This window comes from Shigella sp. FJ200513 (assembly GCF_040495915.1).
Lineage (GTDB): Bacteria > Pseudomonadota > Gammaproteobacteria > Enterobacterales > Enterobacteriaceae > ECMA0423.
On sequence record NZ_JBDYCV010000174.1, the window covers coordinates 1 to 4,759 of the forward strand.

The 4,759-nt window shown below is 52.2% G+C and carries 3 protein-coding genes and 1 pseudogene; all 4 read left to right on the forward strand.

Annotated features, from left to right (window positions below):
* Nucleotides 1-77 precede the first annotated feature (77 nt).
* Nucleotides 78-752, forward strand: a pseudogene (gene efeU / locus ABZJ92_RS20660) (iron uptake transporter permease EfeU); the annotation flags it as partial.
* A gap of 57 nt (nt 753-809) precedes the next feature.
* Nucleotides 810-1,937, forward strand: a complete 1,128-nt coding sequence (gene efeO / locus ABZJ92_RS20665) for an iron uptake system protein EfeO (protein WP_000154398.1) — start codon at nt 810-812, stop codon at nt 1,935-1,937.
* A 5-nt stretch (nt 1,938-1,942) separates the two neighbouring features.
* Nucleotides 1,943-3,208 carry an iron uptake transporter deferrochelatase/peroxidase subunit gene (gene efeB / locus ABZJ92_RS20670; RefSeq protein WP_001199452.1) on the forward strand — a complete coding sequence of 422 codons (1,266 nt, stop codon included), beginning with the start codon at nt 1,943-1,945 and terminating at the stop codon, nt 3,206-3,208.
* Nucleotides 3,209-3,814: 606 nt separating this feature from the next.
* Nucleotides 3,815-4,603 (forward strand): phosphate starvation-inducible protein PhoH, encoded by a 789-nt coding sequence (gene phoH / locus ABZJ92_RS20675; RefSeq protein WP_005047400.1) that lies wholly within the window; start codon nt 3,815-3,817, stop codon nt 4,601-4,603.
* Nucleotides 4,604-4,759: the final 156 nt, after the last annotated feature.

Below are 4,759 nucleotides of genomic sequence, written 5' to 3' on the forward strand. Positions count from 1 at the left end.
AAAGACAATGACATTGCCTGTTTTTATAACGGTAATTGCAGACCATGACAAGCCGCAGCCGTCAGGCTGCCTACTCGGGGATCTTCATTAACGAAACCACCGGCGAATTTCCGCAAAAAGAGCAGGAACTGTTTGAAGGTATCGTGGCGGTGATCGCCGTGGTGATCCTTACCTGGATGGTTTTCTGGATGCGCAAAGTGTCGCGCAACGTCAAAGTGCAACTGGAACAGGCAGTCGATAGCGCATTGCAGCGTGGAAATCATCATGGCTGGGCGCTGGTGATGATGGTCTTTTTTGCCGTTGCAAGGGAAGGGCTGGAGTCGGTCTTTTTCCTGCTGGCGGCATTTCAACAAGATGTCGGGATCTGGCCGCCGCTGGGTGCAATGCTCGGTCTTGCTACTGCCGTGGTGCTCGGCTTCCTGCTCTACTGGGGCGGTATTCGCCTCAATCTTGGTGCATTTTTTAAATGGACCAGCCTGTTTATTCTCTTCGTCGCCGCAGGGCTGGCGGCTGGTGCCATTCGCGCATTTCATGAAGCCGGATTGTGGAACCACTTTCAGGAAATCGCCTTCGATATGAGCGCGGTCCTCTCAACTCACTCGCTGTTTGGCACGCTGATGGAAGGGATTTTTGGCTATCAGGAAGCACCGAGCGTCAGCGAAGTCGCCGTCTGGTTTATTTATCTCATCCCGGCGCTGGTGGCATTTGCTCTGCCACCACGCGCAGGGGCGACAGCGTCTCGCTCCGCGTAACAAATACGACGCAAACTCTTGCTTAGTTACAACATACTTTAAAGGGATAGTCTCGTCATGACCATTAACTTCCGCCGTAACGCATTGCAGTTGAGCGTGGCTGCGCTGTTTTCTTCTGCTTTTATGGCTAACGCCGCTGATGTGCCGCAGGTCAAAGTGACCGTGACGGATAAGCAGTGCGAACCGATGACCATTACGGTTAACGCCGGGAAAACACAGTTCATTATTCAGAACCATAGCCAGAAGGCGCTGGAGTGGGAGATCCTCAAAGGCGTGATGGTGGTGGAAGAGCGGGAAAATATCGCCCCTGGTTTTAGCCAGAAAATGACGGCGAATTTACAGCCTGGCGAATACGATATGACCTGCGGTCTGCTGACTAACCCGAAAGGGAAGTTGATCGTCAAAGGTGAGGCAACGGCGGATGCGGCGCAAAGTGATGCGCTGTTAAGTCTTGGTGGTGCAATTACTGCATATAAAGCGTATGTCATGGCGGAAACCACGCAGCTGGTGACCGACACCAAAGCCTTTACCGACGCGATTAAAGCAGGCGATATCGAAAAAGCGAAAGCACTGTATGCGCCGACGCGCCAGCACTATGAGCGTATTGAACCGATTGCTGAACTGTTCTCCGATCTGGATGGCAGCATTGACGCCCGTGAAGATGATTACGAGCAAAAAGCCGCCGACCCAAAATTCACTGGTTTCCACCGTCTGGAAAAAGCATTGTTTGGCGACAACACCACCAAAGGGATGGATCAGTACGCTGAGCAGCTTTATACCGATGTGGTCGATTTGCAAAAACGCATCAGTGAACTGGCTTTCCCACCTTCAAAAGTGGTCGGCGGCGCAGCCGGACTGATTGAGGAAGTGGCAGCCAGCAAAATCAGCGGTGAAGAAGATCGCTACAGCCACACCGATCTGTGGGATTTCCAGGCTAACGTTGAAGGCTCGCAGAAAATTGTCGATCTGCTGCGTCCACAACTGCAAAAAGCCAACCCGGAACTGTTGGCAAAAGTCGATGCCAACTTTAAAAAGGTCGATACCATTCTGGCGAAATACCGTACTAAAGACGGTTTTGAAACCTACGACAAATTGACCGATGCCGACCGGAATGCGCTGAAAGGGCCGATTACTGCGCTGGCGGAAGATCTGGCGCAACTTCGCGGTGTGCTGGGACTGGATTAAGCGTTATGCAGTATAAAGATGAAAACGGCGTGAATGAACCGTCACGCCGACGTTTACTGAAAGGGATTGGTGCGCTGGCGGGAAGTTGTCCGGTCGCTCATGCACAAAAAACGCAAAGTGCACCGGGCACGCTTTCACCGGATGCACGCAATGAGAAACAGCCGTTTTATGGTGAGCATCAGGCAGGGATCCTGACGCCACAACAGGCCGCAATGATGCTGGTGGCGTTTGATGTGCTTGCCAGCGATAAAGCCGATCTTGAGCGGTTGTTTCGCTTGTTGACTCAGCGTTTTGCTTTTCTGAGTCAGGGCGGAGCAGCACCAGAAACGCCAAATCCGCGCCTGCCACCACTCGATTCCGGCATTCTTGGCGGCTACATTGCGCCCGATAATCTCACCATCACGTTATCGGTGGGTCACTCATTGTTTGATGAGCGCTTTGGCCTTGCGCCACAGATGCCAAAAAAGCTGCAGAAGATGACGCGTTTCCCCAACGACTCGCTGGATGCGGCGTTATGTCATGGTGATGTGTTGCTACAGATTTGCGCCAACACCCAGGACACGGTGAACCATGCGCTGCGCGATATCATCAAACACACGCCGGATTTGCTCAGTGTGCGCTGGAAGCGGGAAGGGTTTATTTCCGATCACGCGGCGCGTAGTAAAGGCAAAGAGACGCCGATTAATTTGCTGGGTTTCAAAGACGGCACTGCCAATCCCGATAGCCAGAATGATAAGTTGATGCAAAAAGTGGTGTGGGTAACGGCAGATCAGCAGGAGCCTGCGTGGACAATCGGTGGCAGCTATCAGGCAGTACGCTTGATTCAGTTTCGAGTGGAATTTTGGGACAGAACGCCGCTGAAAGAACAGCAGACGATTTTTGGCCGTGATAAGCAAACCGGTGCGCCGCTGGGAATGCAGCATGAGCATGATGTGCCTGATTACGCCAGCGACCCGGAAGGGAAGGTGATCGCGCTGGACAGCCATATCCGGCTGGCGAATCCCCGCACGGCGGAGAGTGAGTCCAGCCTGATGCTGCGTCGCGGCTACAGTTATTCGTTGGGGGTCACCAACTCCGGACAACTGGATATGGGGTTGCTGTTTGTCTGCTACCAACACGATCTGGAAAAAGGCTTCCTGACAGTACAAAAAAGGCTCAATGGCGAAGCGCTGGAGGAATACGTTAAACCTATCGGCGGCGGTTATTTTTTTTCGCTGCCGGGAGTGAAGGACGCGAACGATTATCTGGGAAGGGCGCTATTGCAGGTTTGAACGACGCAAATATGCCCGATGCGCAGGTTTATCGGGCATGAGTTTTGTGCACAAATTATTAATCACTTGTAGGTCGGGTAAGGCGTTCGCGCCGAATCCGGCAAACACGAGGCACATTTTACCAGCCCTGCGAATCCTGCGGAAAGCACACAGCTTTTTCCATCACTGTCATCACTCTGTCATCTTTCCAGTAGAAATTAATGTCACCGAAATGGGTGTTATCGTTAAATATAAGTGAATATATTGTTGCAATGAATGCGAGTTCTGTTGTACTTATTAAGTAGCAGCGGAAGTTCCCGGCAGTGATAGTCAGTCACTATGGAGATCGCGGATGGTAACGTCCTGTTCTGGACAATGTTTTGTTAAGCAACGCTCCACCACTCGCGGAGATTTCTCCTCCGGTAGCAACTTCGTCACTCTGTATTTTTCTCACTTCCTTTCTTTACTCGTGTTACCGACGCCGCAAACGGTGTGCGTAGCCGTTTTTCGGCATTTTATCCAAAAGCAAACTATGGCTTACAAGGAAGCCAACCCTCTGATGTTCGTGCGCATAATCGCGCTGCCAACGGCGCGTGTGATGAATACAAACAACTCAAGGTGCTCTCCATGGGAAGACAAAAAGCAGTGATCAAAGCTCGTCGCGAGGCAAAACGTGTGCTGAGACGGGATTCGCGCAGCCATAAGCAGCGTGAAGAAGAATCGGTCACCTCGCTTGTGCAGATGAGCGGCGTAGAAGCCATTGGTATGGCCCGCGACAGTCGCGATACCTCGCCCATCCTTGCGCGAAATGAAGCGCAATTGCACTATCTGCAGGCTATTGAGAGTAAGCAGCTGATATTCGCCACGGGCGAAGCCGGGTGCGGAAAAACCTGGATCAGCGCAGCAAAAGCGGCAGAGGCCCTGATACATAAGGATGTCGACAGGATTATCGTCACCCGTCCAGTTCTGCAAGCCGATGAAGATCTTGGCTTCTTACCTGGTGATATCGCAGAAAAGTTTGCTCCCTATTTTCGCCCGGTCTACGACTTGCTGGTCCGGCGCTTAGGGGCTTCCTTTATGCAGTACTGCCTGCGACCGGAAATAGGGAAGGTGGAAACCGCGCCGTTCGCCTATATGCGTGGACGTACCTTTGAAAATGCAGTTGTCATTCTTGACGAGGCGCAGAATGTGACTGCCGCGCAAATGAAAATGTTTTTAACCCGCCTCGGGGAGAACGTGACGGTTATCGTCAACGGTGATATCACGCAATGCGATTTGCCTCGCGGCGTGTGCTCCGGATTAAGTGACGCGCTGGAACGTTTCGAAGAAGATGAAATGGTTGGGATCGTCCGGTTCGGAAAAGAGGATTGCGTACGTTCGGCACTTTGCCAACGTACGCTGCATGCATACAGTTAAGTGTATTATCGGTGCAGAGCCCGGGCGAACCGGGCTTTGTTTTGGGTGTTTATGCCCGGACTAGCGCTTTTTCTGAAACTGATCCTACCCACGTAATATGGACACAGGCCTAAGCGAGGTTCTGGTTTTCAAATTGTTCCGGACTGAGGCCGCCAC

What these genes read in the sequence shown, in the direction of transcription:
- efeO (WP_000154398.1), top strand. Translation starts at nt 810, where the DNA reads ATGACCATTAACTTCCGCCGTAACGCATTGCAGTTGAGCGTGGCTGCG.
- efeB (WP_001199452.1), top strand. Translation starts at nt 1,943, where the DNA reads ATGCAGTATAAAGATGAAAACGGCGTGAATGAACCGTCACGCCGACGT.
- phoH (WP_005047400.1), top strand. Translation starts at nt 3,815, where the DNA reads ATGGGAAGACAAAAAGCAGTGATCAAAGCTCGTCGCGAGGCAAAACGT.